Here is a 24,863-nt window from a genome sequence, read left to right on the forward strand (position 1 = left end):
GCTTGCCGGGGAGTCAAAGGGGCATTAATGACTAAACGTGTAGTGGGGGGTGGCGCATGCCTTGGGAATGCATCAGGGCTGACAGGCGGTGCCACCCAGCAAGGCTTGTAGTCCAATTCTCTATCCCCTGTAGGACGCTTCCTAAAGCCCCCCCTGCTCCGAAAATACCCGTCTACAGGCTGCTAGGTTCCTGGCTTTCATCCTCAAAAAAGAGGCAAGCCATGAGCATGCGCATGAACATCTTCGGCCGATACCAGGGCCTTGAGGGCGACCAAACCACCACAGGCGCTGTTTGTATTGCCAGCCGGGCCAGGGGCCGCGTGCATGGCCGCAACTGGCTGCTTCAAGGCGACCCGACCACACCCTGCCCGCTCTGTGGACAAGCGGGCACCATCATCGAGGGCGAATCTCGTTGGCGGCAGGACGACATACCCACTGCTCTGGATGGAGCGCTGGTGCAATGCGGGTGCCCATCGGGCAGCAATCGCCTGGTTGCAAGTGGATACGCCCCTGCGGCGTCGCGCAGGGCGCCTGCACATGAGCCTGTTCATGAGGCACCACCACAGGCCCAAGCGAGTAACCAAGTAAGCAGCAGCTATCAACCTGGGGCACATCAGCCCTCAAAAACAGCGCAGGGCATGGAGCCTGGCTTCTACATCGTTCCGCGCTGCATGACGTATCAGGAAGTCTTGGCAGAACTCGGCGCGCCGCAGGCCAACCTGCCTAGCTCGATTCTGGAACGACTGAACCCGACCTATCAGCGTGGGTTCAAGGCAGGTGAGATCTTTGTCATTGGCGACGGGTTGCAGCGGCCGGTGTGTACGCGTGAAGAACTGACTGCAATGAGTGCGGCGAAACAGGCGCGGGAAGCGTTGGCGAGCCTGACGCCAGAAGAGGCCGAGTTCATGATGCGCCATCAGGCCGAGATTGCCGGGTTGCTCAGCGATGTGAGCCTGGCGATGGGGGTAAGTGAGGCGATGGTTGGCAAGTCGCTGGATGAACTCAGCGACATACTGCGAAAAATTGAAGACCTGCATAAAGATCAATTCATCAAGCATGGGCACCTTAGGCACCCTGAGTTCTTTGCGGAACGTCAAAAACTGTTCACGCAACTGAGTGCAAACTTAAAAGCCACCCTTTTAAACAAACGCCTCAACCTTGGAAATCATGAAAACCTCCGCCGGGATTTAGGTATATCGTCAAGAAGCTTAGTACACCACTGGAGTAAAGCAGGGGCGCCGAGCCACATCCCTGGTTACTCGACACATTTGGACAAGCTGGCCAAAATGGCTAAATATTTAAAAACCGGAGGGCGTATTGGCACTGCTATCGGCGGTAGCGGAGCTGCTATGAAAATTTCTGAGGTGTGCAAAGAGGGCAACACACATGCCTGTAAAAAAGTCAGCGTTACTGAGGCAGGTAATTTTTCCGGTGGCTTAGCGGGTGGCTGGTTGGCAGGAAAACTCGCGGGCAGGATTTCTGCGAAGGTTTGCTGGAGAGTCGGACCCTACGCCGTTGCATGTGGAATAGTGATCACTGGCGGAGGCGCCTTGGCCGGCAGCATCGGTGGTATGGAAGCAGGCGAGGAGCTAGGCGAACTAGTCTTCGAGGTCTTTGGAGATGATTGATCACCTTGACGTAAAAATAAGATTATTTCTGTTAGGCGCTCCTATCTGCCTCGCTTTAATCGGGCTTGTAGCTGACCTTCACATCGCCTGTTCTCGCCAATATAAAGAAATGACCTCAGCACTCCAACGTAGCGCGTGCCTTCCATTTGCGACCGGCATGTGGGGAGAGCAAAGAATTGGTTCCAGAATTCTAGTTATTTCTGTAATCGCCGGTGCCATTGGATCCCCCGCCTCCAGCATTCGCCTTGGGCTATTGGATGAGCAAGACCACTTACAATTCCCCAGGTATTTAAGAAGAAAAATACTCATTGCATCTTCGCTAAATACTGTTGGCATTGCCTGGGTAGCGGCATATTACCTAATGAAGCTGATCAAATGAGACACAAACATGTTTCAGAAAAAGCTGAGCGCACAGCTAATTCGCGGGTTTACCCGCGAAGGGGCCGGTACAGCCAATACAAAAGTCAGCGCATCAAGCCCAGCTCGGCATCATCCAGCAGCGCCTTGGCCATGGCTGCGAAGTAATGCGATGCCCACATCATTTGCTGGTCGCCATCCATCAAACCGGTCAGCGACAAGTCCCGTGCATAGCCCATCAACTCGGAGGCCTGCTCGCGGGCGCTGCGGCAGGGGATGCCTTCGGCTATGCGGAACAGAGGATGGGTTTGGCCTTCGCCTTGGTAGAAATAGGTTACGCCTGGGGTGGTTTTGGTTTCGTCGGTCATCGATTGGGCACCATATCGTTATGTGCCACCCGTCAGTTTCCACACGTTGGGGTGACAGCTGCACACGGAGTGGAAATCCAGGCATATGGCAAACCCGGTAGGCGAAAGCCTCCCGCGTACAGCTGTCATGACAACAAGCACCATATGTACTGCCAGGTTTCCACACCCGATCGCTGAACCGTCAGCGACAGGCAAAGCCTAGAGGGCGGGATTTGCAGGAACAATCAGATGCGTGTCGACAGAGGTTGTAGGGTATTTCGCAGGAGGGTGGAGTTGCCAGCCCCGAGCCGTAGGAAGAGTCTGAAATCATCGTAGCCAATGAATCTCTTGGGGCCGCTTTGCGGCCCTTCGCAGGCACGCCCGCTCCCACTGGTTTTGTGCTCAGCCCAAGCTGTGCGCGATCCTTGTGGGAGCGGGCGTGCCCGCGAAGGGCTGCAAAGCAGCCCCAATAAAAACCTACAGCGAACGCCTCGTCTGTTGGATATTCGGAGTCATCTGCACCTGCGAAATCGCCATGTTCAAACTCAACTCAAACCGGCTCCCCAACCCGCGCGTTGACTCATGCGCCAACCGCGCCCCCAGCAACTCCCCCATCTGCCGGCAGATCGACAAACCAATCCCCAAACCGCCATACCGCCGGGTCATCGAACCGTCGACCTGGAAGAACCGCTGATAGAGGGTCGACTGCTCCAGGTCATCGAAGCCGATCCCGCTATCACTGACGGTAAAGGTCAAGGCCAGGTCGCCCGGCCCCAACCGGCGGCCGCGCACCTGGATCATCACCCCGCCCTGATGGGTGAACTTCAAACCGTTGTCCACCAGGCAGCCCAGGCACTGGGCCAGTTTCTGCCCGTCACCCAGCAGCCCGTCCGGCAGGTCGGCCGGTATGTCCAGGCTCAGGTACAAGCCTTTGCGCAGGGCCTGCCCTGCATAACCAGCGCGCAAGCCCTGCAGCAGCGCACGCAGACTGAACGGCGTCGGCTGCGCACGCAGGCGGCCGGCCTGCAGTTCGGACAGGGTGAGAATGGCGTCGACCATATCCATCATGCCTTGCGCCGACCCCACCGCCGTGCGGTGGTATTGGGCCATTTCGGCGTCCATCGGCAGGGTGTGCATCAGCTCCAGCGAGCCGATCACGCCATTCATCGGGGTGCGCAGCTCATGGGTCACGCTGGCCAGGAACTCGTCTTTCAGGCGGTTGCTCCTGGCCAACTGCAGGTTGAGTTGCTCCAGCGTGCGCCCGGTCTCGCGCAAGGTCTGCGCCTGCTGCTCACGCAGGCTGTTGATGCGGTCCGCCAGCGCCAGCGACAGCAATGCCACCTCCAGCGCTGAACCCAACTGGCTGGCATACATGGTGATGAATACATTTGGCAGATAGCCCAGCACCATCAAGGTGTTGACCAGGCCGCCAAGCAGGAACGCCGTCCAGGCGATGATGAACCAGCGCGCCACGCGCAAGCCCCGCCACCAGGCGTACAAGCCAGCGCTGAAGATGCTGACGGTGAACAGTAATGCCAGCAGCGTGGCCATGCGCAGGGCAATGCCGTAGGGCATGCTCACCGCCAGCACCATGACCAGCGCACCGCCCAGCATCAGTAGCTGCAGCAGCCGGTCGAAGCCACGACTGATGTTGCCCAGTTGCAGGAAATGCCGGGCGAACTGGCAGCCGAACAGGCCTGCTGCACCAATGAACAGCGGCGTCGAGGCGTTCGCCCACCAAGGGCTGTCGGGCCAGAAGTAGGCCACGCCCGCACCGTTCACCGACACCTGGTACAAACCGAACGAGGCAATATAGAGGATGTAGTAGAGGTAGCTGACGTCACGCACGCTGAGGTAGATGAACAGGTTGTACACCAGCATCACCAGCAACACGCCGTAGATCATTCCCAGCACATACAAGCGGGTGGGCTGCTCCTCCATGTAGGCCTCGGGGGACCAAAGCGCCAGCGGCGCCTGCACCGAGCCCTGGCTGTGCAGGCGCAGATAGGCGGTGGTTACCTGCCCAGGCGGCAGCTGCAATTCGAACAGGTAGTTGTTCTGCCGGATCTGGCGGCTGTCGTAGGGCAAGGCATCGCCGGTGCGCTGGGCCAGGTGAAAGCCACCCCTGCCGTCGGACAGGTACAGTTCGAGGTGGTCCAGCGGCGGATAGGCCAGCTCAAGCAGCCATTGCCGTGGGGCAGCGCTGGGCGCGCCAACCGGGCGCAGCTCGACCTCGAGCCAGAACACCGAGGTGGAGTAACCGGCATTCAGCACGTCTTCGTGGTGAGGTTTGAAGTATTTGGCGAACCCGGGGGCACTCACCTGGGCGATGCTGGCACTGCCATCGAGGTCTTCGTAAACCTGCATGGCTTTGCCCAATGGAAGATGCCGGGTAGCGTCGTCGAAATCGACCGCTCCGGCCAGCACGGGCAGCAAGCCCAAAAGCACAATCAGCAAATAGCGCATACAGCCCCAGCATGGCCTGTCCAGTCGCGTCGCGTTAGCCTCCCATCCGTTTGAGACGACGTGATCCGGCAGCACCCGTTTGTCGAGTTATCCGAGCACTCTAGCATAGCTTCGCAACCTGGCAATCGGCCATCTCAAAAACCGAAGAAAAGGCTCTAAATCAATACTTTCAGAAGAACACCAATCAAAAATCTGACCAATCGATCAGTAAAACGCGTTTGTCGGACGATCCGCCCAAACAGGTTTGGTGGTAAGCTCGCCGACCATGAATACCTACAGCTCCCGCCCCGTTGTCCTCTGTCTCTCCGGCCACGACCCTAGTGGCGGCGCCGGCCTGCAGGCAGATATCGAAGCCCTGATCGCGCAAGGCTGTCACGCTGCACCCGCAGTGACCGCCCTGACCGTGCAGGATACCGTCAACGTTTCCGACTTCCGCGTGCTCGACCGCGAGTGGGTACTGGCCCAGGCCAATGCCGTACTGGCCGACTCCACGGTGGCCGCAGTCAAACTGGGCATGCTCGGTTCGATCGAAATGGTCGACACCGTCGCCGAACTGCTGGCCGCCCACCCGCACCTGCCGCTGGTCTGCGACCCGGTGCTGCGTGCCGGCGGCGGTGGCCGCCTGGGCAAGGACGAAGTCGGCTACGCCGTGCGCGAACGCCTGCTGCCGCTGGCGACCATCGCCACGCCGAACCTGCCCGAAGCCCGCATCCTCGCCGAACTGCCTGAAGGCACCGCCGACGAATGTGCCGAAAAGCTGCTGCCGTTCTGTAGACACCTGCTGATTACCGGCGGTCACGGCGACGAAGACGAAATTCACAACCGCCTGTACACCCAGGACGGTCAGCACCACACCTGGACCTGCCAGCGCCTGCCGGGCAGCTACCACGGTTCGGGCTGCACCCTGGCCAGCGCCCTGGCTGGCCGCCTGGCGCTCGGCGAGCAGCTGGAAAGCGCCGTGCGCAGCGCCCTGGACTACACCTGGCGCACCCTGCGTGACGCCGAACAGCTGGGCAGGGGCCAGTTCGTGCCGCGCCGCCTGCCCCTGGACTTCTGCTCCTGATACGAGGCCTTCGATGAAGCTACGCGGTCTGTACGCAATCACCGACAGCCAGCTGCTCGCTGGCCGTTTCCTGTCCCATGTCGAAGCGGCCCTGGAAGGCGGCGTGTGCCTGCTGCAGTACCGCGACAAAAGTGACGACGCGGCGCGCCGCCTGCGTGAAGCCGAAGGGCTGATGAAGCTCTGCGAGCGCTACGGCACCCAGCTGCTCATCAACGATGACGCCGAACTGGCCGCGCGCCTGGGCGTTGGCGTACACCTGGGCCAGACTGACGGCCCGCTGACCCCGGCCCGCGCCCTGCTCGGCCGCCGGGCGATCATCGGCTCCACCTGCCACGCCAGCCTCGAGCTGGCCGCCCAGGCCGCCAGTGAAGGCGCCAGCTACGTCGCCTTTGGCCGCTTCTTCAATTCCGTTACCAAGCCGGGCGCGCCCGCCGCCAACGTTGAACTGCTGGAGCAGGCGCGTGCCCAGGTGAAACTGCCGATTGCCGTGATCGGCGGCATCACCCTCGACAACGCCGCCCCGCTGGTCGCCCACGGTGCCGACCTGCTGGCGGTGATCCATGGCCTGTTCGGTGCCGACAGCGCGCAAGAAGTCACCCGCCGCGCCCGCGCCTTCAACGCCTTGTTCGCATCCTGATTTCGAGAGAACCTTTCATGTCCCGTTCCGAAGACCTGTTCGCCAAAGCCCAGAAGCACATCCCAGGCGGGGTCAACTCGCCGGTCCGCGCCTTCAAGAGCGTTGGCGGCACGCCACTGTTCTTCAAGCATGCCGAAGGCGCCTACGTCGTTGACGAGGACGACAAGCGCTACGTCGACTACGTCGGCTCCTGGGGCCCGATGATCCTTGGCCACGGCCACCCGGACGTGCTGGACTCGGTACGCAAGCAACTGGAACACGGCCTGTCCTATGGCGCACCCACCGCCATGGAAACCGACATGGCCGACCTGGTCTGCTCGCTGGTACCATCCATGGAAATGGTCCGCATGGTGAGCTCGGGCACCGAAGCCACCATGAGCGCCATCCGCCTGGCCCGTGGCTACACCGGCCGTGACGCCATCATCAAGTTCGAAGGCTGCTACCACGGCCATTCCGACAGCCTGCTGGTAAAAGCCGGTTCCGGCCTGCTGACCCAAGGCGTGCCAAGCTCGGCCGGCGTGCCGGCAGACTTTGCAAAGCACACCCTCACCTTGCCGTTCAACGACATTGCCGCGGTCGAAAAAACCCTGGCCGAGGTCGGCCAGACCGTGGCCTGCATCATTGTCGAGCCCGTGGCCGGCAACATGAACTGCGTCCCCCCAGCGCCGGGCTTCCTTGAAGGCCTGCGCGAGCAGTGCGACAAACACGGCGTGGTACTGATCTTCGACGAAGTGATGACAGGCTTCCGCGTCTCCCTGGGCGGCGCCCAAGGCCACTATGGCATCAAGCCGGACCTGTCCACCTTCGGCAAGATCGTCGGTGGCGGCATGCCGGTCGGCTGCTTCGGCGGCAAACGCGAAATCATGGGCTGCATCGCCCCGCTCGGCCCGGTCTACCAGGCCGGCACCCTGTCGGGCAACCCGCTGGCCATGGCCGCCGGCCTGACCACCCTGAAGCTGATCAGCCGCCCGGGCTTCCACGCCGAGCTGACCGACTACACCAGCCGCATGCTTGATGGCCTGCAACAACGTGCCGATGCCGCTGGCGTACCGTTCGTCACCACCCAGGCCGGCGCCATGTTCGGCCTGTACTTCAGCGGCGCCGACGACATCGTCACGTTCGAAGACGTGATGAGCAGCGATGCCGAACGCTTCAAGCGCTTCTTCCACCTGATGCTGGAAGGCGGCGTGTACCTGGCACCGAGCGCGTTCGAGGCGGGCTTCACCTCCATCGCCCACGGCGACAAGGAGCTGCAGATCACCCTGGATGCAGCTGAAAAGGCCTTTGCTGCATTGAAGTAATTGCCAGCCTGCACCGGCCTCTGTGGGAGCGGGCTTGCCCCGCGAAGAGGCCGGTACAGGTAATAATTACGCATGCACAATCAGCTGACTTCCCCAACCAAGCAGAAATTCGAGTAAAACTTTGTAAGGTTGGCGCTGCTTATCCCATAATGTGCCACCAGAGACATTGGCCGCAGCTTTGCAGAGGTAAGTCGATCCCCATGAACCGCACCGGCCGCGCCCTGACCCTGGGCTGCCTGTTGCTTCTTCAGCCCCTGCTGGCCTTGGCGGAGGGCGGTAACTCGTTGCTGATTCCGGCGACGGGCCGCTGCACCTTGAATGTTCAGCCTGAAGACCTGGCAAACGCCCTCAAGGCCTGCGAGCAGACGGCTACCGCGGGGGATGCCCAGGCGCAATTCGAACTGGGCGAGTACTACTACACGCAAACGCCGAAAAACCTCGACAAAGCCCTGGACTGGTTCCAGAAGGCTTCGCTGCAAGGCCAGGCCGACGCCCAGTACCGTCTGGGTGCCATGTTCTTCCATGGCGAAGGGGTCAAGGCCAACAATGTGCAGGCCTACATCCTGCTGAAGATGGCCGCGGTCAACGGTGCCGAAGATGCATTGGACATGGCCGACGAAGTGACCGAGCAAATGCCCCGCGACGAGCTGGAGCATGCCACCCAGGTGCTCGGCCAGATTTTCCGCAAATACCTGCTGGAACTGCAGAACACCGAAGGGCGCACGCCGTTCTCGCCGCTCCCCTGAAGGTTACTTTTCCGGCATTGGCATCGGGAACGGCATCACATTGCCGCCGCCCTTGGCTTCGCTGATCTTTGCCGTGCCCAGGCGCTCGACTTCGTCGATTCGCACGATCGAGTGCATCGGCACGAAACTGCGGATCACCCCCTCGAACTGGCTCTTGAGCTTCTCCTCGCTCGGGTCTACCACCAGCTGCGAGCGCTCGCCGAACACGAACTCCTCGATTTCCAGGAAGCCCCACAGGTCGCTCTGGTAGATCTGCTTGGCATACATCTCGAAGACCTGCCCCTGGTTGAGGAAGATCACTTTATAGATGGCAGGTTCGCGTTTGCTCATGATGGGAGGGATAACACATGCGTAAGAAAAGGCAGGCATGATACCTGCTCCGGCCTCTTCGCGGGTGAACCCGCTCCCACAGGTCATGCACACAACCTGTGGGAGCGGGTTCACCCGCGAAGAGGCCAGAACAGGCAGTACATACCGTTGAACGTTTCAGTGCTTTCGCCACTGGCATTCAAGGGTTATTCTTGAGTTCACACCCATTGCCGTCGAGCGGCTAAAAACGACCTTGAACGCACCCATAGAACCCCATCGTTTCATCCTCGAGCCCTTCGAGGCCCACCGTTTCGCCAACCTGTGCGGGCAGTTCGACGAGCACTTGCGCCTGATCGAACAGCGCTTGGCCATCGAAATCCGCAACCGCGGCAATCAGTTCGAACTGATCGGCGAACCCAAGACCACCTCTGCGGCCGAACAGTTGCTGCGCCGTCTCTACCGCGAGACCAAGGCAACCGACCTGTCGCCGGAAACCGTGCACCTGTACCTTCAGGAGTCGGCTGTCGAGAATATCGACAACCCGGCCGTGAACGAAGTCAGCGTGTCGCTGCGTACGCGCAAGGGCAACATCCGCCCACGCGGGCTCAACCAGCAGCGCTACGTGAAGGAAATCCTGGCCAACGACATCAACTTCGGCATCGGCCCGGCCGGTACCGGCAAGACCTACCTTGCCGTCGCCTGCGCGGTGGATGCGCTGGAGCGCGAACAGGTGCGCCGCATCCTGCTGGTGCGCCCGGCGGTCGAGGCAGGCGAAAAGCTTGGCTTCCTGCCCGGTGACCTGGCGCAGAAGATCGACCCGTACCTGCGCCCGCTGTACGACGCCCTGTACGAAATGCTCGGCTTCGAGCACGTGGCCAAGCTGATAGAGCGCCAGGTGATCGAGATCGCCCCGCTGGCCTACATGCGTGGCCGCACCCTGAACAACAGCTTCATCATCCTCGACGAAAGCCAGAACACCACGCTGGAACAGATGAAAATGTTCCTCACCCGCATCGGTTTCGGCTCCACGGCGGTGATCACCGGCGACATCACCCAGGTCGACCTGCCACGCGGCACCAAGTCGGGCCTGGCACACGTCATCGAGGTGCTGAAGGACGTTCCAGGCATCAGCTTTACCCACTTCCAGCCCAAAGATGTGGTTCGTCACCCACTGGTGCAGCGTATTGTCGAAGCCTACGACCGCTTCGAAGCCCACCAGGCCAAGCCCGAGGCGCCCGGCAAAAATGCTTGAACTTGATATCCAACGGGCCACGGACGCTGCCGCCCCGGATGACGCCGCCTTCCGCCGCTGGTGCGAACTGGCCCTGCGCCAGCGCAGCGCCGACTCGGAAATGACCATTCGCCTGGTCGAGGAAGCCGAAGGCCGTGAGCTGAACCACACCTACCGGCATAAAGATTACGCGACCAATGTGCTGTCGTTCCCGGCCGATGTACCCGACGACCTGCTCGATATCCCGTTGCTGGGCGACCTGGTGATCTGTGTAGCAGTGGTCGAGCGCGAAGCGGCCGAACAAGGCAAGTCGCTGGAGGCCCACTGGGCGCACCTGGTCATTCACGGTTGCCTGCATCTGCTCGGCTATGACCACATCGATGATGAGGAAGCCGAAGAAATGGAAGGCCTGGAACGGGAATTGCTGGCAGAACTGGGTCACCCCGACCCGTATGCCGACGATGAAACCGACTCAATCACACACTGAAACACGAAGGATCACGAGAACCGCCATGAGCGAAGATCGATCGAGCAACGGGCAAAAGTCCTGGCTGGGCAAACTGACCCAGGCTTTTGCCCATGAGCCGAAAAACCGCCAGGAGCTCCTTGAGTTGCTGCGCGAAGCCCATCAGAACAAACTGCTGGACAGCGAAGCGCTGACCATCGTCGAAGGCGCCATCCAGGTCGCCGACCTGCAGGTGCGCGACATCATGGTGCCGCGCTCGCAGATGAACAGCATCAAGGCAGGCCAGTCGCCTCGCGAGTTTCTGCCAGCGGTGATCGACGCCGCGCACTCGCGCTACCCGGTGATCGGCGAAAGCCACGACGATGTGCTCGGGATCCTGCTCGCCAAAGACCTGCTGCCGCTGATCCTCAAGGAGAACGGCGACAGTTTCAACATCAAGGACCTGTTGCGCCCGGCCACTTTCGTGCCCGAGTCCAAACGCCTGAACGTGTTGCTGCGCGAATTCCGCGCCAACCATAACCACATGGCCATCGTCATCGACGAATATGGCGGTGTGGCAGGCCTGGTGACCATCGAGGACGTGCTGGAGCAGATTGTCGGCGATATCGAGGACGAGCACGACGTCGAGGAAGACAGCTACATCAAGCCGCTGCCCAGCGGTGACTTCCTGGTCAAGGCGCTTACCCCGATCGAAAACTTCAACGAGTTCTTCGACAGCGAGTTCTCCGATGACGAGTTCGACACGGTCGGCGGCCTGGTGATGAGCGCCTTTGGCCACCTGCCCAAGCGCAACGAAACCACCGAGATCGGGTCTTACAAGTTCCGTATTCTCAACGCCGACAGCCGGCGGATACACTTGCTGCGCCTGACCCCGATCACCCGTTAAGGACAAACATGCGTTGGATCACCCGCCCCGGCTGGCCCGGTAACCTGCTGGCCCTGGCGGCCGGTGCTTCCACCCTTCTGGCCCTGGCGCCGTTCGACATCTGGCCGCTGGCCATATTGTCCATCGCCGTGCTCTACCTCGGCCTGCGCGAGCTCAGCCCGCGCCAGGCCATGTGGCGGGGCTGGTGGTTCGGTTTCGGCCTGTATGGCGCCGGCACCTGGTGGATCTACGTCAGCATGAACACCTACGGCGGCGCCTCGCCGCTGTTGGCGATCCTGCTGCTGTTGGCGTTCTTCGCTGCGTTGGCCTGGTTCTTTGCCCTGCCCACCTGGCTGTGGGCGCGCTGGCTGAGGCGCAATGAAGCGCCACTGGCCGACGCGCTGTGCTTCGCCGCCCTGTGGCTGCTGCAAGAGGCCTTCCGCGGCTGGTTCCTGACCGGCTTCCCCTGGCTCTACGCCGGCTACAGCCAGCTGGACGGCCCGCTGGCCGGCCTGGCACCGCTGGGCGGCGTATGGCTGGTTTCTTTCGCCCTGGCGCTTACAGCAGCCCTGCTGTGCAACCTGCACCGCCTGCGCACCCGCCCCTCGTTCCTGGCCGTCGCCTGCCTGCTGTTACTGGCCCCGTGGGCACTGGGCCTGGCACTCAAGGGCCATGCCTGGACCAAACCGGCAGGCGACCCGCTGAAAGTGGCAGCCATTCAAGGCAACGTCGAGCAGGACCTGAAATGGGACCCGGCACACATCGACGCGCAACTGGCGCTGTACCGTGACCTGAGCTTCAGCTCCAAACCTGTGGACCTGCTGGTCTGGCCTGAAACCGCGGTGCCGGTGCTCAAGGACCAGGCCCAGGGTTACATCGACGTGATGGGCCGCTTCGCCGCCGAGCGTCATTCGGCGCTGATCACAGGCGTGCCGGTGCGTGAAGTGGTGCATCACCAGCGCCGCTACTACAACGGCATTACCGTCACCGGTGAAGGCGATGGCACCTACCTCAAGCAGAAGCTGGTGCCGTTTGGCGAATACGTGCCGCTGCAGGACATGCTGCGGGGCATGATCGAGTTCTTCAACCTGCCCATGTCCGACTTCGCTCGCGGGCCTGAAGACCAGCCGCTGTTGCAGGCCAAGGGCTATCAGGTTGCGCCGTACATCTGCTACGAAGTGGTCTACCCCGAGTTTGCCGCAGGCCTGGCCGCACGCAGCGACCTGCTGCTGACCATCAGCAACGACACCTGGTTCGGCAAATCGATAGGCCCCTTGCAGCACTTGCAGATGGCACAGATGCGCGCACTGGAAGCCGGCCGCTGGATGATCCGCGCCACCAACAACGGCGTGACTGCCCTGATCGACCCGTTTGGCCGCATTACCACGCAAGTGCCGCAATTCCAGCAGGCGGTGCTGTATGGCGAAGTGGTGCCGATGCAGCAACTGACGCCATACCTGAAATGGCGCTCGTGGCCGCTGGCGATCGTCTGTGTGCTGCTGCTGGGCTGGGCGTTGCTGGCAGGGCGCATAGCCAAAACCGTCTGATGATGCTGCCTGTAACGGCCTCTTCGCGGGCCTGCCCGCTCCCACAGGGACTGCACACGCCTCGAAGGCTGCGCTAATTCTGTGGGAGCGGGCAAGCCCGCGAAGAGGCCGTCACAGGCAGCACAAGGTTCAATAGAAGAGCCGATACCCCACCAACCCCACCACTTCATTAAGCAGCTGCCCGCTCTGCCACATCGCCCGGCTCTCCGGCAGCAGCCCGGCAAACGGCCGCGCATGATCGCGCCCCAGGAACCCCACCGGCGCCGGCACCACCTCGAATCCCGCTTGCTCAAAGCTCCAGCGCGAGCGCTGCATGTGCCAGGCTTGGGTCACCACCACTACGCGACGAATGCCCAACGGTTGCAGCACCTTGGCGGTGAACTGAGCATTTTCCCAGGTCGTGCGGCTTGCCTCCTCGCGCCACTTCACCGCAACCGCAAAGTCTTCACGCAGGCGATCAGCCATCAACCGCGCTTCGCTCGGCGGCGTGCCATAGTGCAGCCCACCGCTGGTCAGCACCGGCAACCCCGATGCTTTGGCCAGCTGCGCGGCAAAGCGCAGACGCTCCAGCGCCGTGGCCGTGGGCTGGTCGCTACCGCCCCAGGCCGGGTCACCGCGCTCACGCCCCGCACCTAGCACTACAATGGCATCCGCCCGGCTCGCCAGGGCGCCCCAGTCGCCCACGGCCAACGGCGGCTCGCTTTCCAGCATACGGGCGGTTTCCTGTACCACCAGCGGCAGGCTCATCAGCCACAGCCCACCAAGCCCCACGGCAAAGCACAGCGCCGCCAATCGTGGCCGCCGCGCACGCAGCCACCAGGCCGCAAGCAGCAGCAGGAACAGGATGCCGGGCGGCATCAGCCATTGTTTGATGAAGAATCGGATCGGCATCGGCCACACCTCCTTGGCAGGGGTGCAGCCTAAAAGGATCGACGCCGGTCAACAAGGGTGCGACCGGCGCCAATCGTGAGCTGTGTGGTTGTGTGATATTGCAGAACCGGCGCGCGATGGCCTGCGGCTGGCATCCTGAACGGCTAGCGATGTGGCAGCGTCCTGGATCTCGCCGCATTGGCGGGGCGTTTCTTGTCCTTGAGCCAGATGATCTTGGCCGATGTCGGCTCCGCTTGTGGGTAACTGCCGGCACAGGCACTTGGGCGCTCCGGGATTGCATCCAGGTAGGCCTTGATCACTTCGAACTCGGCGTGGCTCAGGCCGCGCAATTCCAGCTCGGCTGGCATCTCGTCACGCAATCGCACCGAGGTCCTGGCCGCTTCCAGTGCCAGGCCAAGCCGGTCGATCAGGCGCTCGTAAAGCTCCGGCTTGATTGCGGGTAGCTGCGTCTCTCCCATCCGTTCACCTCATTGAAGATAAAGAATATCTCCCCCCACACCTGAGCTTAGCGGCGCAATGAAAAGCAGCCGCCTGCCGCGACCAGCGGGCATTCGCAACGAAGGTTTCCCACGATACGCAACGCTGCTGTATGCTACGGCGTTCACTCTAAACGACACCGGAGTACCGGTTGCAGCGAGGTTCCGCTGCCTGGAACAAGGTCTCTTCTCTCTCAGCCAAAAGTAGCCATGCACGAACAATACACGCCCCGTGATATCGAAGCCGCCGCCCAGAACTTCTGGGACGAGCAACAATCGTTCGCTGTTACCGAACAGCCAGGCAAAGACACCTACTATTGCCTATCGATGTTCCCGTACCCGAGCGGCAAGCTACACATGGGCCACGTGCGCAACTACACCATCGGCGACGTGATTGCCCGCTACCAGCGCATGCTGGGCAAGAACGTCCTGCAGCCGATGGGCTGGGACGCTTTCGGCATGCCCGCGGAAAACGCGGCGATGAAAAACAACGTCGCCCCGGCCAAGTGGACCTACGAAAACATTGATTACATGAAGACCCAGCTCAAGAGCCTGGGCCTGGCCATCGACTGGGCACGTGAAGTGACCACCTGCAAGCCCGACTACTACCGTTGGGAGCAGTGGCTGTTCACCCGCCTGTTCGAGAAAGGCATCATCTACCGCAAGAACGGTACCGTGAACTGGGACCCGGCGGACCAGACCGTACTGGCCAACGAGCAGGTCATCGACGGCCGTGGCTGGCGTTCGGGCGCGCTGATCGAGAAGCGCGAAATCCCGATGTACTACTTCCGCATCACCGACTACGCCGACGAGCTGCTGGAAAGCCTCGACGAGCTGCCGGGCTGGCCTGAGCAGGTCAAGACCATGCAGCGCAACTGGATCGGCAAGTCGCGCGGCATGGAAGTACAGTTCCCGTACGACCAGGCCAGCATCGGCCACGAAGGCACCTTGAAGGTCTTCACCACCCGCCCGGACACACTGATGGGCGCGACTTACGTCGCCGTTGCCGCCGAGCACCCGCTGGCCACCCAGGCTGCCCAGGGCAACCCGGCGCTGCAGGCGTTCATCGACGCGTGCAAGAGCGGCAGCGTTGCCGAAGCCGACATGGCCACCCAGGAGAAGAAGGGCATGGCCACTTCCCTGCTGGTCGAGCACCCGCTGACCGGCGAGAAGCTGCCGGTATGGGTCGCCAACTACGTGCTGATGCACTACGGCGATGGCGCGGTAATGGCCGTGCCGGCCCACGACGAGCGCGACTTCGAGTTCGCCCACAAGTACAAGCTGCCGGTCAAGGCCGTGGTGCGCACCAGCGCTGGTGATGAAGTCGGCAACGAATGGCAGGCCGCCTATGGCGAGCACGGCCAGCTGATCAACTCCGGTGAGTTCGACGGCCTGGACTTCGCCGGTGCATTCGACGCCATCGAAGCCGCCTTGATCCGCAAGGAACTGGGCAAGTCGCGTACCCAGTTCCGCCTGCGCGACTGGGGCATCAGCCGCCAGCGCTACTGGGGCTGCCCGATCCCGATCATCCACTGCCCGTCCTGCGGCGACGTGCCGGTGCCGGAAGACCAACTGCCGGTCACCCTGCCCGAGAACGTGGTGCCGGACGGCGCCGGTTCGCCACTGGCGCGCATGCCTGAGTTCTATGAATGCAGCTGCCCGAAATGCGGTACTGCAGCCAAGCGCGAAACCGACACCATGGACACCTTCGTCGAATCGTCCTGGTACTTCGCCCGTTACGCCTCGCCGAACTACGACAAGGGCCTGGTCGATCCGAAAGCCGCCAACCACTGGCTGCCGGTAGACCAGTACATCGGCGGTATCGAACACGCGATCCTGCACCTGCTGTATGCGCGCTTCTTCCATAAGCTGATGCGCGACGAAGGCCTGGTCACATCGAACGAGCCGTTCAAGAACCTGCTGACCCAGGGCATGGTGGTCGCCGAAACCTACTACCGCGTGGCCAGCAATGGCGGCAAGGACTGGTTCAACCCGGCCGATGTCGAGATCGAGCGCGATGCCAAGGCCAAGATCATCGGCGCCCGCCTGAAGACCGACGGCCTGCCGGTGGAAATCGGCGGCACCGAGAAGATGTCGAAGTCGAAGAACAACGGCGTCGATCCGCAATCGATGATCGAAGCCTACGGCGCCGACACCTGCCGCCTGTTCATGATGTTCGCCTCGCCGCCCGACATGAGCCTGGAGTGGTCCGACTCCGGCGTCGAGGGTGCCAGCCGCTTCCTGCGCCGTGTCTGGCGCCTGGCCCAGGCTCACGTCAGCCAAGGCCTGCCGGGCAAGCTGGATATCGCTGCCCTGGACGACGCACAGAAGGTCATCCGCCGCGCCATCCACGCAGCCATCAAGCAGGCCAGCACCGATGTAGGCCAGTTCCACAAGTTCAACACTGCCATCGCCCAGGTGATGACCGTGATGAACGTGCTGGAAAAGGCCCCTCAGGCCAGCGAACAGGACCGCGCCCTGCTGCAGGAAGGCCTGGAAGCCGTCACCCTGCTGCTGGCACCGATCACCCCGCACATTTCTCACGCGCTGTGGCAGCACCTCGGCCATGCAGGGTCGGTGATCGATGCCGCCTGGCCGAGCGTCGACGAACAGGCACTGGTGCAGGACACCGTTACCCTGGTGGTTCAGGTCAACGGTAAACTGCGCGGCCAGGTCGAGATGCCTGCCGCGGCCAGCCGCGAAGAAGTCGAAGCCGCCGCCCGCAGCAACGAGAATGTCCTGCGCTTCATCGATGGCCTCACCATCCGCAAGGTCATCGTGGTACCGGGCAAGCTGGTCAACATCGTCGCCAACTGATGAAAACGCCCACCCGCAGTGGCTGCGGGTGGGCGGAACAGGCCCACAAGGGAGCAACAACATGATCAAACGCAATTTGCTGGTAATCGGCCTGGCGGTCATGCTCAGCGCCTGCGGTTTCCAGCTGCGCGGCACCGGCTCTACCGAGCTGAGTGTGAAGGAAATGGATGTCAGTGCACGCAATGCCTACGGCCCGACCGTGGTCGAGCTGCGCAAGGTACTGGAGCGTAGCGGTGTCAACGTGCATGCTGGCGCGCCTTACCGCTTGGTGCTGACCAACGAGCAGGAGCGCGAGCGCTCGGCAACCTACAACAGCGGCAACCGTACCGCCGAGTACGAGCTGACCACCGATCTGAGCTACAGCATCCAGGGCCTGAACAACCTGGAGCTGCTGAGCGACAAGCTGCAGGTACGCAAGATCTACGTGCGTGACGGCTCGAACGTCACCGGTTCCGAGCAGGAAGCCAACCGCGCCCGTGAAGAAATGCGCCGCGACCTGGTCAACGCCATGGTTGTCCGCCTGCAGATGCTGAGCCCGTCCCAGCTGGACGAGCTGCAGCGCAAGGCCGACGAGCGTGCCAAGGCCGAAGCCGACGCACTGGAGGCCGCTCGCCGACAGCAGGCCGAAACGCCTCAGCAGTCGCCGCTAGAAGTGCCGGGCAACTAAGCCCGCGTGGGGCACCCTCGGGTGCCTCACCTGTTTCCCATGAAACTCGCCCCCGCCCAACTCAACAAGCACCTGCAAGGCGCCCTGGCACCGGTCTACGTGGTCAGCGGCGACGACCCGCTGCTGTGCCAGGAAGCCGCTGACGCCATCCGTAACGCGGCACGCCAGCAAGGCTTCGACGAACGCCAGGTATTCAGTGCCGACGCCAACTTCGACTGGGGCACCCTGCTCCAGGCTGGCGCCAGCCTGTCGCTGTTCGCCCAGCGCCGCCTGCTGGAACTGCGCCTGCCCTCGGGCAAGCCCGGTGACAAAGGCGCCGCTGCGCTCATCGAATACTGCGCCAACCCTGCCGAAGACACCTTGCTGCTGGTCAGCTTGCCCAAGCTGGACGGCAGTGCGCAGAAGACCAAGTGGGGCAAGGCCTTGATCGAGGGTGCGCACTGCCAGTTCATCCAGATCTGGCCGGTGGATGTGCACCAGCTGCCGCAGTGGATCAACCAGCGGCTGCAGCAAGCCGGCCTGTCGGCTCAACGTGACGCTGTCGACCTGATCGCTGCGCGCGTGGAAGGCAACCTGCTGGCCGCCGCGCAGGAAATCGAAAAGCTCAAGCTGCTCGCCGATGGCAACCCGATCACCGTGGAAACCGTGCAGGCCGCCGTCGCCGACAGCGCCCGCTTCGATGTCTTCGGCCTGGTCGACGCCATTCTCAATGGCGAAGCAGCACATGCCCTGCGCATGCTCGAGGGCTTGCGTGGTGAAGGCGTGGAACCGCCAGTGATCCTCTGGGCCCTGGCTCGCGAGTTGCGCCAACTGGCCGGGCTGGCCCAACAGTTCAGCCAGGGGGTGCCGCTGGACAAGGCCTTCAGCCAGGCCCGCCCGCCGATCTGGGACAAACGCCGACCGCTGGTCAGCAAAGCCCTGCAACGCTTGTCGGCGCGACGCTGGGCACAGTTGCTGCAGGATGCCCAGCGTATCGATGCGCAGATCAAGGGCCAGGCCGAGGGCTCGCCCTGGACGGGTCTTGCGCGCTTGTCGCTGTTGATGGCAGGCCAGCGCCTGGCGCTACCTCCGGAATAGCCGGGGCCGAGAAGCGGCCCTAACATCCCAGCCATAAACACAATCAATTGGCTCCCCCGCAGCCCAAGCCCTACAGTGCGCCCCGAAACCCCACCCAAACCGGGAACCCGCCATGAGCAAAAAGCCGAAAAAGCACGGCCCCAACAAGGCCAAGTCCATCGTTGCCCAACCCCTGTTCCGCTGCCGCCAGGAACGACCGGACAAGGGCAAAGGCAGCTACCGCCGCGAAGCCTTCCAATCAAGAGATTGGGAGGCTTCCTACTTTTTGGCAGCATGAAAGCATCGCAAGCGCAGGCATGGTATGGTCGTCACCTGACCTGCAATTCTGGATCTGTGCATGCTCTTCCGTCTTATCCCCCGTTGGGAAACCCGCCAGCTGATCGCGGCCTCCAGCTTCATCCTGCTTGTGGCCTGCGCGGAAAAGCCCACCGCTGCCGACGCACTGCCGCTGGCCCCTGCCCAACCCGCTCCAGTGGTGACTGTGCCCGGCACAACGCCCGACGTCAGCACTGAAATCCAGCCTCTGCAAACCTTCGCCCAGTGGCAGGCAGGCTTCCGCCAGCAAGCCCTGCAAGCCGGCATCTCGCCGAGCACGTTCGACAGTGCCTTCCTCGGCGTCACCCCCGACATGGACGTGATCAAGGCCGACCGCAGCCAGCCTGAGTTCACCCGCCCGGTGTGGGAATACCTCGACGGCGCCCTGTCGCCTCTGCGGGTACGCAACGGCAAGAAGCTGCTGGAGCAGAACGCCGAGCTGCTGACCCGCCTCGAACAACGCTATGGCGTGGATCGCCAGGTGCTGGTCGCGGTGTGGGGCATGGAAAGCAACTTTGGCCAGTTCCAGGGCAACAAGTCGGTGATTCGCTCGCTGGCCACGCTGGCCTATGAGGGCCGTCGCCCGCAGTTCGCCCAGGACCAGCTCATCGCCGCGCTGCAGATCATCCAGCATGGCGACATCCAGCCCGAGGCCATGCGTGGCTCGTGGGCCGGCGCCATGGGCCAGACCCAGTTCATCCCCACCACCTACAACACCCATGCCGTGGACTTCGACGGTGATGGCCGCCGCGACATCTGGAACAGCACACCGGATGCCCTGGCCTCGACGGCGCATTACCTGCAAAGCTCGGGCTGGAAGCGTGGTCAGCCATGGGGCTTCGAGGTACAAGTGCCAGCTGGTTTCGATTTCTGGCAAGCCGATGGCGCGCTGCGCAAACCGGTGAGCGAGTGGCTGGCAATGGGCGTGAAACTGCCTGCAGGCACGCAGTTGCCCGCCAACAGCAACCAGCTGTCAGCCGCCCTGCTGCTGCCGGCTGGCGCCCGCGGGCCGGCGTTTTTGGTACTGGACAACTTCCGCGCCATTCTGAAGTACAACAACTCTTCGTCCTACGCACTGGCGGTAAGCCTGCTGGGGGACCGCTTCAGCGGCTGGGGCTTCATTGCCGGCAGTTGGCCGAAAGAAGACCTGCCGTTGAGTCGCAGCGAGCGCATGGAGTTGCAGAACTTGTTGAACAGCCGTGGCCATGAGGCCGGGAATGCCGATGGCATCATCGGCGCCAATACCCGCAAGGCCATTCGCACTGCCCAGCAGGGGCTGGGGTGGCCAGCAGATGGCTACCCGACCCACAAGCTGCTTGAGAGCCTGCGTCAGCAATGAGAATGCTGGGGGCGCTCCTACAGCCAACCGCGTAACTGCAAGGTATCGCAATCCCCTGTAGGAGCGGCCTTGTGCCGCGATGGGCTGCAAAGCAGCCCCGACAACCTCAAACCTTGAACAGGTCCTGCTCCAGCACCAGGCTCTGCCGATCACTGTCCAGCCTGACCCGAGCCCCCAGCGGCAAGCACACATTCGGGTCGCAATGCCCACTGCGCCACCCCGCCAGCACCGGCACACCCAGCGGCGCGAAGGTCTCCTCCAGCAACGGCGCCAACGCCGCCGTGGTAATCCCGGCAAAGTCCCCCACCAGCACGCCTTTCACCCCCTCCAGCTTGCCCGCCAGGCGCAACTGGGTCAGCAGCCGGTCGACCCGGTACAACGGCTCGTTGACGTCCTCGATGAACAAGATGCAGCCCTGGGTCTCCAGCTCGGCAAGCGTCCCCATGGTCGCACCCAGCATCGACAGGTTGCCGCCCAGCAGCGGGCCGCTGGCCACACCCGGCAACACACTGCTCAAGGCATAGCCCGCCGGGTGCACAAGCTGCTCGCCTGCCCGTACGTGCCCGCCCAGCTGCGCCAGCAACGATGACTCGGTCGGCGGCAACTTGGCGCCCAGCAGGTCGGCATTGAGCATCCCCCCATGGAAGGTAACCAGCCCGCTATGCCGGTAGATCGCCGTGTGCAGCGCGGTAATGTCGCTGTAGCCGATCAACGGCTTGGGGTTGCGCCGAATCAGCTCGAAGTCGAGCTGGCCGAGCAAGCGCATGCTGCCGTAGCCGCCGCGCATGCAGAGGATGGCGTCGATGGCCGGGTCGGCAAACGCGTCATGCAGGTCCTGCAGGCGCTGTTGATCCGGTCCCGCCAAATAGCCCTGCGCCTGCAGGGCACCCGGGTAGATACGGCAACGGTAACCGCGGTCAGCGAACCACTGGCTGACCTTGTGCGTATCCAGACGCGCCGCGCCCGCCGGCGCGACAATGGCAAAGCAGGCGTTAGCCGGCAGCGCAGCTGGCAGGCTGGGTTGGAGGGTTTCGGCGCAATTCATCGCAGCTCCTAGCAGCGCGTGGGGCGCAAATAAAAATGCCGACGCCGCCTGTCGGCGTGCATCGGCATACGTGGCTCTGCTCTTTGGTTCAGAGCTTGATCTTGGCTTCGTGAGCTTGCTGGTCAGCATGGTACGAAGAACGCACCAACGGGCCAGAGGCGACGTTCTTGAAGCCCATCTTGTAACCTTCCTCGGCGAACCAGGCGAAGGTGTCCGGGTGAACGAAACGTTGCACCGGCAGGTGGCTACGCGATGGCTGCAAGTACTGGCCGAGGGTGAGCATGTCGATTTCATGCTCGCGCATGCGGTGCATGACCTCGATCACCTCTTCGTCAGTCTCACCCAGGCCAAGCATAAGCCCCGACTTGGTCGGTACGTGCGGTACCATCTGCTTGAATTTCTGCAGCAGGTCCAGCGACCAGTCGTAATCCGAACCCGGACGCGCGGCCTTGTACAGGCGCGGCACCGTCTCAAGGTTGTGGTTGAACACATCTGGCGGCTCTTGCGCAGTGATCGCCAACGCAACATCCATTCGCCCACGGTAGTCCGGCACCAGGGTTTCCAACTGCACACCCGGGGACAGCGCGCGAATTTCGCGGATGCAGTCGGCAAAGTGCTGGGCACCGCCGTCACGCAGGTCGTCGCGGTCTACCGAGGTGATCACCACGTACTTCAGGCGCAGGTCGGCAATGGCGACAGCCAGGTTCTTCGGCTCGTCCAGGTCCAGCGGTTTAGGTCGGCCATGGCCAACGTCGCAGAACGGGCAGCGGCGGGTGCAGATGTCACCCATGATCATGAAGGTGGCGGTACCACCGGAGAAGCACTCGCCCAGGTTCGGGCAGGAGGCCTCTTCGCATACGCTGTGCAGCTTGTGCTTGCGCAGCAGTTGCTTGATACGGTCTACCTCAGGCGACACCGGGATACGCACGCGGATCCAGTCAGGCTTTTTCGGCAGTTCGTCAGTAGGGATGATCTTTACCGGGATGCGCGCGACTTTGTCGGCGCCACGCAGTTTGACCCCAGCTTCCACCTTCTTCGGCGCTTGGCGCGGGGTGACATCCTGGGTAGATATCAGGTTCGGCACGGCTTCTTGCACAGTTGTCATATTCAGTCGATTCCGCCCGTGAGGGTCGTCTGCTCAGCGTAGTCGAGGTGCTTGACCAGCTGTCCGCGCAGCCTTGTCCTGACCTCGTCGAGTTCGATCGGACCTGCCAGATCGCGCAGCTGGGTCATGGCCAGCCCCGCATAGCCGCAGGGGTTGATTCGGCGGAATGGCGCAAGGTCCATGTCCACGTTCAGGGCAAGGCCGTGGAACGAACGGCCGTTGCGAATTCGCAGGCCGAGGGAGGCGATCTTCGCTCCATCGACATAGACGCCAGGAGCATCGGGCTTGGCCGATGCCTGCACGTCGTAACTGGCGAGCAGGCCGATCAAGGCCTGTTCGATACGGCTGACCAGCTCGCGTACGCCAAAGCCCAGCCGGCGCACGTCCAGCAGCAGGTAGGCCACCTGCTGACCGGGGCCATGGTAGGTCACCTGGCCACCGCGGTCGGTCTGCACCACCGGGATGTCGCCCGGTACCAGCAGGTGCTCGGCCTTGCCGGCCTGGCCCTGGGTGAAGACCGCGGGGTGCTCGACCAGCCAGATTTCATCCTGGCTGCACGGGCTGCGCTGCTCGGTAAAGCGACGCATGGCCTCCAGCACCGGTTCATAGGGCTGCAGGCCAAGCTCGCGAAAACCGAGACAGGCGGACATCAGAGCACCATTTTCACGATGCCGGTAGCGCGCAGGGCGCTGTTGATATCGTGCAGCTGATCTTCGCTGGTGGCAACGATGTGCAATTGCACGGTGGTGTACTTGCCTTCCTTGCTCTGGCGTTCAGCCAGCGTGGAAAGGTCGACCTTGGCGTGCTTGCTGAGAATCTCGATCACCGTGTCCTTGAAGCCGACAACAGTATCGCCGATTACCTTGATCGGGTAATCAGCGCAAGGGAATTCGATCTTGTGCGACTTGACGTCTGGTTCGCTCATGGCGGAAACGGCCTCGTAAGCCGTGGCAACAACAACGCCCCCGCTAGATACGCGGGGGCATGCAGGTCACGTATCAGTTGAACAACCCGAAGAAGAATAGACGGATGCTATCCCACATACGGCGGAAGAAACCACCTTCCTCGACGCCATCTAGGGCGATCAGGTCGGCGCTGTGAACCACTTTCTCGTCCAGTTTGACTTCCACTTTGCCGATCACGTCACCTTTGGCGATTGGCGCGGTGAGCTGCGGGTTCATGGTCATCGAAGCTTGCAGACGCTTCAATTGGCCTTTAGGCATAGTCATGGTCAGGTCGTCAGCCAGGCCAGCCTTGATCTGGCTGGTGGCGCCCTTCCAGACCGGGGCCTGGGTCAGCTCGGTGCCTTTCTGGTAGAAGGTCTGGGTTTCGAAGAAGCGGAAGCCGTAGGTCAGCAGCTTCTGGGTCTCGGCAGCACGGGACTGCTCGCTGTTGGTGCCAAACACCACGGCGATCAGGCGCTGGCCATCGCGTACAGCCGAAGCCACCATGCAGTAGCCCGCTTCGTCGGTGTGGCCGGTCTTCAGGCCATCGACGGTCTTGTCACGCCACAGCAGCAGGTTGCGGTTAGGCTGCTTGATGTTGTTCCAGAAGAACTCTTTCTGCGAGTAGATGGCGTAGTGGGCCGGATCGACGGTGATGATCGCACGGGCCAGGGTCGCCATGTCATGCGCCGACGAGTAATGCTCCGGGTTTGGCAGGCCGGTGGGGTTCATGAAGTGGCTGTTGCTCATGCCCAGGTCGGCAGCCGTTTTGTTCATCATGTCGGCGAAGGCATCTTCACTGCCTGCGATGTGCTCGGCCAAAGCGACCGAGGCGTCGTTGCCGGACTGGATGATGATGCCATGCAGCAGGTCGCTGACAGTCACCTGGCTACCGACTTTGATGAACATGCGCGAACCGCCAGTACGCCAGGCGTTTTCGCTGACGGTAACCGGGTCGTTCTCACCGATCTGGCCGCGGCGGATGTCCAGGGTGGCGATGTAGGCGGTCATCAGCTTGGTCAGGCTGGCTGGCGGCAGGCGCTCGTCACCGTTGTTCTCGACCAGCACGTTGCCGCTGGACGCGTCCATGAGTACGTAGGACTTGGCTGCCAGTTGCGGTGGCGCCGGCGTCATCTGCTCTGCCGCGAAGGCGGCAGGCGTGATCATCAGCAGTACAGGCAGGCAAAGTCGTTTGGCAAGGTTGGTGATGTTCATCCGTCTCTC

General features: G+C 62.4%; 25 protein-coding genes. 15 read left to right on the forward strand and 10 right to left on the reverse strand.

Translation table 11 applies throughout. The annotated features are described in order from the left end of the window. The first annotated feature begins 221 nt into the window (after window positions 1-221). Both AC07XM_RS08580 and AC07XM_RS08585 read left to right on the forward strand, forming a co-directional pair. Window positions 222-1,628, forward strand: coding sequence for a PAAR domain-containing protein (locus AC07XM_RS08580; protein WP_102689299.1), 1,407 nt, complete (start codon window positions 222-224; stop codon window positions 1,626-1,628). After that, a complete protein-coding gene (locus AC07XM_RS08585; protein ID WP_082422026.1) occupies window positions 1,621-2,007 on the forward strand; it encodes a hypothetical protein in 387 nt (128 codons plus the stop codon). The genes AC07XM_RS08580 and AC07XM_RS08585 overlap by 8 nt, the downstream gene beginning before the upstream one ends. Window positions 2,008-2,092: 85 nt before the next feature. On the opposite strand, the gene AC07XM_RS08590 is transcribed toward AC07XM_RS08585, so the two are convergent. Next, window positions 2,093-2,353 carry a DUF3077 domain-containing protein gene (locus tag AC07XM_RS08590; protein ID WP_016501785.1) on the reverse strand — a complete coding sequence of 87 codons (261 nt, stop codon included), beginning with the start codon at window positions 2,351-2,353 and terminating at the stop codon, window positions 2,093-2,095. Between the two features lie 456 nt (window positions 2,354-2,809). Continuing rightward, window positions 2,810-4,798, reverse strand: a complete 1,989-nt coding sequence (locus AC07XM_RS08595; RefSeq protein ID WP_102689300.1) for a sensor histidine kinase — start codon at window positions 4,796-4,798, stop codon at window positions 2,810-2,812. Window positions 4,799-5,063: 265 nt separating this feature from the next. Between AC07XM_RS08595 and AC07XM_RS08600 the strand changes: the two genes are divergently transcribed. The 4 genes from AC07XM_RS08600 to AC07XM_RS08615 all read left to right on the forward strand — a co-directional run bounded on the left by AC07XM_RS08600 (window position 5,064) and on the right by AC07XM_RS08615 (window position 8,545). Then, window positions 5,064-5,861, forward strand: a complete 798-nt coding sequence (locus AC07XM_RS08600) for a hydroxymethylpyrimidine/phosphomethylpyrimidine kinase (RefSeq protein WP_016489342.1) — start codon at window positions 5,064-5,066, stop codon at window positions 5,859-5,861. Window positions 5,862-5,874: 13 nt separating this feature from the next. Further along, entirely contained in the window at window positions 5,875-6,498 is a 624-nt protein-coding gene (thiE, locus tag AC07XM_RS08605; RefSeq protein WP_016489343.1) for a thiamine phosphate synthase, read from the forward strand. Window positions 6,499-6,515: 17 nt separating this feature from the next. Then, complete coding sequence (hemL, locus tag AC07XM_RS08610) at window positions 6,516-7,799, forward strand: glutamate-1-semialdehyde 2,1-aminomutase (protein ID WP_016489344.1); 1,284 nt, start codon at window positions 6,516-6,518, stop codon at window positions 7,797-7,799. 200 nt (window positions 7,800-7,999) lie between these two features. Further along, the gene (locus AC07XM_RS08615) at window positions 8,000-8,545 is read left to right on the forward strand and encodes a tetratricopeptide repeat protein (RefSeq protein WP_102689301.1); all 546 of its coding nucleotides are present in this window, start codon (window positions 8,000-8,002) and stop codon (window positions 8,543-8,545) included. Window positions 8,546-8,548: 3 nt separating this feature from the next. On the opposite strand, the gene AC07XM_RS08620 is transcribed toward AC07XM_RS08615, so the two are convergent. Beyond that, window positions 8,549-8,875: a DUF1820 family protein gene (locus AC07XM_RS08620; RefSeq protein ID WP_016489346.1), complete on the reverse strand. Its 327-nt coding sequence runs from the start codon at window positions 8,873-8,875 to the stop codon at window positions 8,549-8,551. Window positions 8,876-9,107: 232 nt separating this feature from the next. On the opposite strand from AC07XM_RS08620, the gene AC07XM_RS08625 reads away from it, so the two are divergent. The 4 genes from AC07XM_RS08625 to lnt are packed head-to-tail and all read left to right on the forward strand — an operon-like array spanning window position 9,108 to window position 12,963. Continuing rightward, the gene (locus AC07XM_RS08625) at window positions 9,108-10,106 is read left to right on the forward strand and encodes a PhoH family protein (protein ID WP_016489347.1); all 999 of its coding nucleotides are present in this window, start codon (window positions 9,108-9,110) and stop codon (window positions 10,104-10,106) included. Then, window positions 10,099-10,572, forward strand: a complete 474-nt coding sequence (gene ybeY, locus AC07XM_RS08630) for an rRNA maturation RNase YbeY (RefSeq protein ID WP_016489348.1) — start codon at window positions 10,099-10,101, stop codon at window positions 10,570-10,572. The genes AC07XM_RS08625 and ybeY overlap by 8 nt, the downstream gene beginning before the upstream one ends. Before the next feature lie 25 nt (window positions 10,573-10,597). Further along, on the forward strand, window positions 10,598-11,437 hold the full coding sequence (locus AC07XM_RS08635; protein ID WP_003249762.1) for a CorC family transporter: 840 nt from the start codon (window positions 10,598-10,600) through the stop codon (window positions 11,435-11,437). 8 nt (window positions 11,438-11,445) lie between these two features. Beyond that, entirely contained in the window at window positions 11,446-12,963 is a 1,518-nt protein-coding gene (gene lnt / locus AC07XM_RS08640) for an apolipoprotein N-acyltransferase (protein ID WP_016489349.1), read from the forward strand. A 129-nt stretch (window positions 12,964-13,092) separates the two neighbouring features. On the opposite strand, the gene AC07XM_RS08645 is transcribed toward lnt, so the two are convergent. Both AC07XM_RS08645 and AC07XM_RS08650 read right to left on the reverse strand, forming a co-directional pair. Continuing rightward, window positions 13,093-13,854, reverse strand: a complete 762-nt coding sequence (locus tag AC07XM_RS08645; RefSeq protein WP_070086617.1) for a YdcF family protein — start codon at window positions 13,852-13,854, stop codon at window positions 13,093-13,095. A gap of 143 nt (window positions 13,855-13,997) precedes the next feature. Next, a complete protein-coding gene (locus tag AC07XM_RS08650) occupies window positions 13,998-14,312 on the reverse strand; it encodes a hypothetical protein (RefSeq protein WP_016489351.1) in 315 nt (104 codons plus the stop codon). Between the two features lie 228 nt (window positions 14,313-14,540). Between AC07XM_RS08650 and leuS the strand changes: the two genes are divergently transcribed. From leuS to AC07XM_RS08675, 5 genes are all read left to right on the forward strand, one after another. After that, on the forward strand, window positions 14,541-17,147 hold the full coding sequence (gene leuS, locus AC07XM_RS08655; RefSeq protein ID WP_102689302.1) for a leucine--tRNA ligase: 2,607 nt from the start codon (window positions 14,541-14,543) through the stop codon (window positions 17,145-17,147). Between the two features lie 61 nt (window positions 17,148-17,208). Beyond that, a complete protein-coding gene (locus AC07XM_RS08660) occupies window positions 17,209-17,814 on the forward strand; it encodes an LPS-assembly lipoprotein LptE (RefSeq protein WP_016489353.1) in 606 nt (201 codons plus the stop codon). A gap of 39 nt (window positions 17,815-17,853) precedes the next feature. After that, window positions 17,854-18,891, forward strand: coding sequence for a DNA polymerase III subunit delta (gene holA, locus AC07XM_RS08665; RefSeq protein ID WP_016489354.1), 1,038 nt, complete (start codon window positions 17,854-17,856; stop codon window positions 18,889-18,891). Window positions 18,892-19,003: 112 nt separating this feature from the next. Further along, entirely contained in the window at window positions 19,004-19,168 is a 165-nt protein-coding gene (gene arfA, locus AC07XM_RS08670) for an alternative ribosome rescue factor ArfA (protein WP_016489355.1), read from the forward strand. A 60-nt stretch (window positions 19,169-19,228) separates the two neighbouring features. Further along, window positions 19,229-20,545, forward strand: coding sequence for a lytic murein transglycosylase (locus AC07XM_RS08675; RefSeq protein WP_016489356.1), 1,317 nt, complete (start codon window positions 19,229-19,231; stop codon window positions 20,543-20,545). Window positions 20,546-20,651: 106 nt separating this feature from the next. Here the strand turns inward: AC07XM_RS08675 and AC07XM_RS08680 are convergent, their stop codons facing one another. The 5 genes from AC07XM_RS08680 to AC07XM_RS08700 all read right to left on the reverse strand — a co-directional run bounded on the left by AC07XM_RS08680 (window position 20,652) and on the right by AC07XM_RS08700 (window position 24,854). Beyond that, a complete protein-coding gene (locus tag AC07XM_RS08680) occupies window positions 20,652-21,590 on the reverse strand; it encodes a S66 peptidase family protein (RefSeq protein WP_060518556.1) in 939 nt (312 codons plus the stop codon). Between the two features lie 88 nt (window positions 21,591-21,678). Further along, window positions 21,679-22,695, reverse strand: coding sequence for a lipoyl synthase (lipA, locus tag AC07XM_RS08685; protein ID WP_016489358.1), 1,017 nt, complete (start codon window positions 22,693-22,695; stop codon window positions 21,679-21,681). A gap of 2 nt (window positions 22,696-22,697) precedes the next feature. Beyond that, window positions 22,698-23,345, reverse strand: coding sequence for a lipoyl(octanoyl) transferase LipB (gene lipB / locus AC07XM_RS08690; protein ID WP_016489359.1), 648 nt, complete (start codon window positions 23,343-23,345; stop codon window positions 22,698-22,700). Further along, the gene (locus AC07XM_RS08695; protein WP_016489360.1) at window positions 23,345-23,620 is read right to left on the reverse strand and encodes a DUF493 domain-containing protein; all 276 of its coding nucleotides are present in this window, start codon (window positions 23,618-23,620) and stop codon (window positions 23,345-23,347) included. Before AC07XM_RS08695 ends, lipB begins: the two co-directional genes overlap by 1 nt. 73 nt (window positions 23,621-23,693) lie before the next feature. Beyond that, a complete protein-coding gene (locus tag AC07XM_RS08700; protein WP_016489361.1) occupies window positions 23,694-24,854 on the reverse strand; it encodes a D-alanyl-D-alanine carboxypeptidase family protein in 1,161 nt (386 codons plus the stop codon). Window positions 24,855-24,863: the final 9 nt, after the last annotated feature.

The organism is Pseudomonas sp. GW460-LB5 (assembly GCF_059423245.1).

Excerpts from the sequence above, each read along its gene's own strand:
- AC07XM_RS08580 (WP_102689299.1), top strand. The coding sequence starts at position 222 with ATGAGCATGCGCATGAACATCTTCGGCCGATACCAGGGCCTTGAGGGC.
- AC07XM_RS08585 (WP_082422026.1), top strand. The coding sequence starts at position 1,621 with ATGATTGATCACCTTGACGTAAAAATAAGATTATTTCTGTTAGGCGCT.
- AC07XM_RS08590 (WP_016501785.1), bottom strand. The coding sequence starts at position 2,353 with ATGACCGACGAAACCAAAACCACCCCAGGCGTAACCTATTTCTACCAA.
- AC07XM_RS08595 (WP_102689300.1), bottom strand. The coding sequence starts at position 4,798 with ATGCGCTATTTGCTGATTGTGCTTTTGGGCTTGCTGCCCGTGCTGGCC.
- AC07XM_RS08600 (WP_016489342.1), top strand. The coding sequence starts at position 5,064 with ATGAATACCTACAGCTCCCGCCCCGTTGTCCTCTGTCTCTCCGGCCAC.
- thiE (WP_016489343.1), top strand. The coding sequence starts at position 5,875 with ATGAAGCTACGCGGTCTGTACGCAATCACCGACAGCCAGCTGCTCGCT.
- hemL (WP_016489344.1), top strand. The coding sequence starts at position 6,516 with ATGTCCCGTTCCGAAGACCTGTTCGCCAAAGCCCAGAAGCACATCCCA.
- AC07XM_RS08615 (WP_102689301.1), top strand. The coding sequence starts at position 8,000 with ATGAACCGCACCGGCCGCGCCCTGACCCTGGGCTGCCTGTTGCTTCTT.
- AC07XM_RS08620 (WP_016489346.1), bottom strand. The coding sequence starts at position 8,875 with ATGAGCAAACGCGAACCTGCCATCTATAAAGTGATCTTCCTCAACCAG.
- ybeY (WP_016489348.1), top strand. The coding sequence starts at position 10,099 with ATGCTTGAACTTGATATCCAACGGGCCACGGACGCTGCCGCCCCGGAT.
- AC07XM_RS08635 (WP_003249762.1), top strand. The coding sequence starts at position 10,598 with ATGAGCGAAGATCGATCGAGCAACGGGCAAAAGTCCTGGCTGGGCAAA.
- lnt (WP_016489349.1), top strand. The coding sequence starts at position 11,446 with ATGCGTTGGATCACCCGCCCCGGCTGGCCCGGTAACCTGCTGGCCCTG.
- AC07XM_RS08645 (WP_070086617.1), bottom strand. The coding sequence starts at position 13,854 with ATGCCGATCCGATTCTTCATCAAACAATGGCTGATGCCGCCCGGCATC.
- AC07XM_RS08650 (WP_016489351.1), bottom strand. The coding sequence starts at position 14,312 with ATGGGAGAGACGCAGCTACCCGCAATCAAGCCGGAGCTTTACGAGCGC.
- leuS (WP_102689302.1), top strand. The coding sequence starts at position 14,541 with ATGCACGAACAATACACGCCCCGTGATATCGAAGCCGCCGCCCAGAAC.
- AC07XM_RS08660 (WP_016489353.1), top strand. The coding sequence starts at position 17,209 with ATGATCAAACGCAATTTGCTGGTAATCGGCCTGGCGGTCATGCTCAGC.
- holA (WP_016489354.1), top strand. The coding sequence starts at position 17,854 with ATGAAACTCGCCCCCGCCCAACTCAACAAGCACCTGCAAGGCGCCCTG.
- arfA (WP_016489355.1), top strand. The coding sequence starts at position 19,004 with ATGAGCAAAAAGCCGAAAAAGCACGGCCCCAACAAGGCCAAGTCCATC.
- AC07XM_RS08675 (WP_016489356.1), top strand. The coding sequence starts at position 19,229 with ATGCTCTTCCGTCTTATCCCCCGTTGGGAAACCCGCCAGCTGATCGCG.
- AC07XM_RS08680 (WP_060518556.1), bottom strand. The coding sequence starts at position 21,590 with ATGAATTGCGCCGAAACCCTCCAACCCAGCCTGCCAGCTGCGCTGCCG.
- lipA (WP_016489358.1), bottom strand. The coding sequence starts at position 22,695 with ATGACAACTGTGCAAGAAGCCGTGCCGAACCTGATATCTACCCAGGAT.
- lipB (WP_016489359.1), bottom strand. The coding sequence starts at position 23,345 with ATGTCCGCCTGTCTCGGTTTTCGCGAGCTTGGCCTGCAGCCCTATGAA.
- AC07XM_RS08695 (WP_016489360.1), bottom strand. The coding sequence starts at position 23,620 with ATGAGCGAACCAGACGTCAAGTCGCACAAGATCGAATTCCCTTGCGCT.
- AC07XM_RS08700 (WP_016489361.1), bottom strand. The coding sequence starts at position 24,854 with ATGAACATCACCAACCTTGCCAAACGACTTTGCCTGCCTGTACTGCTG.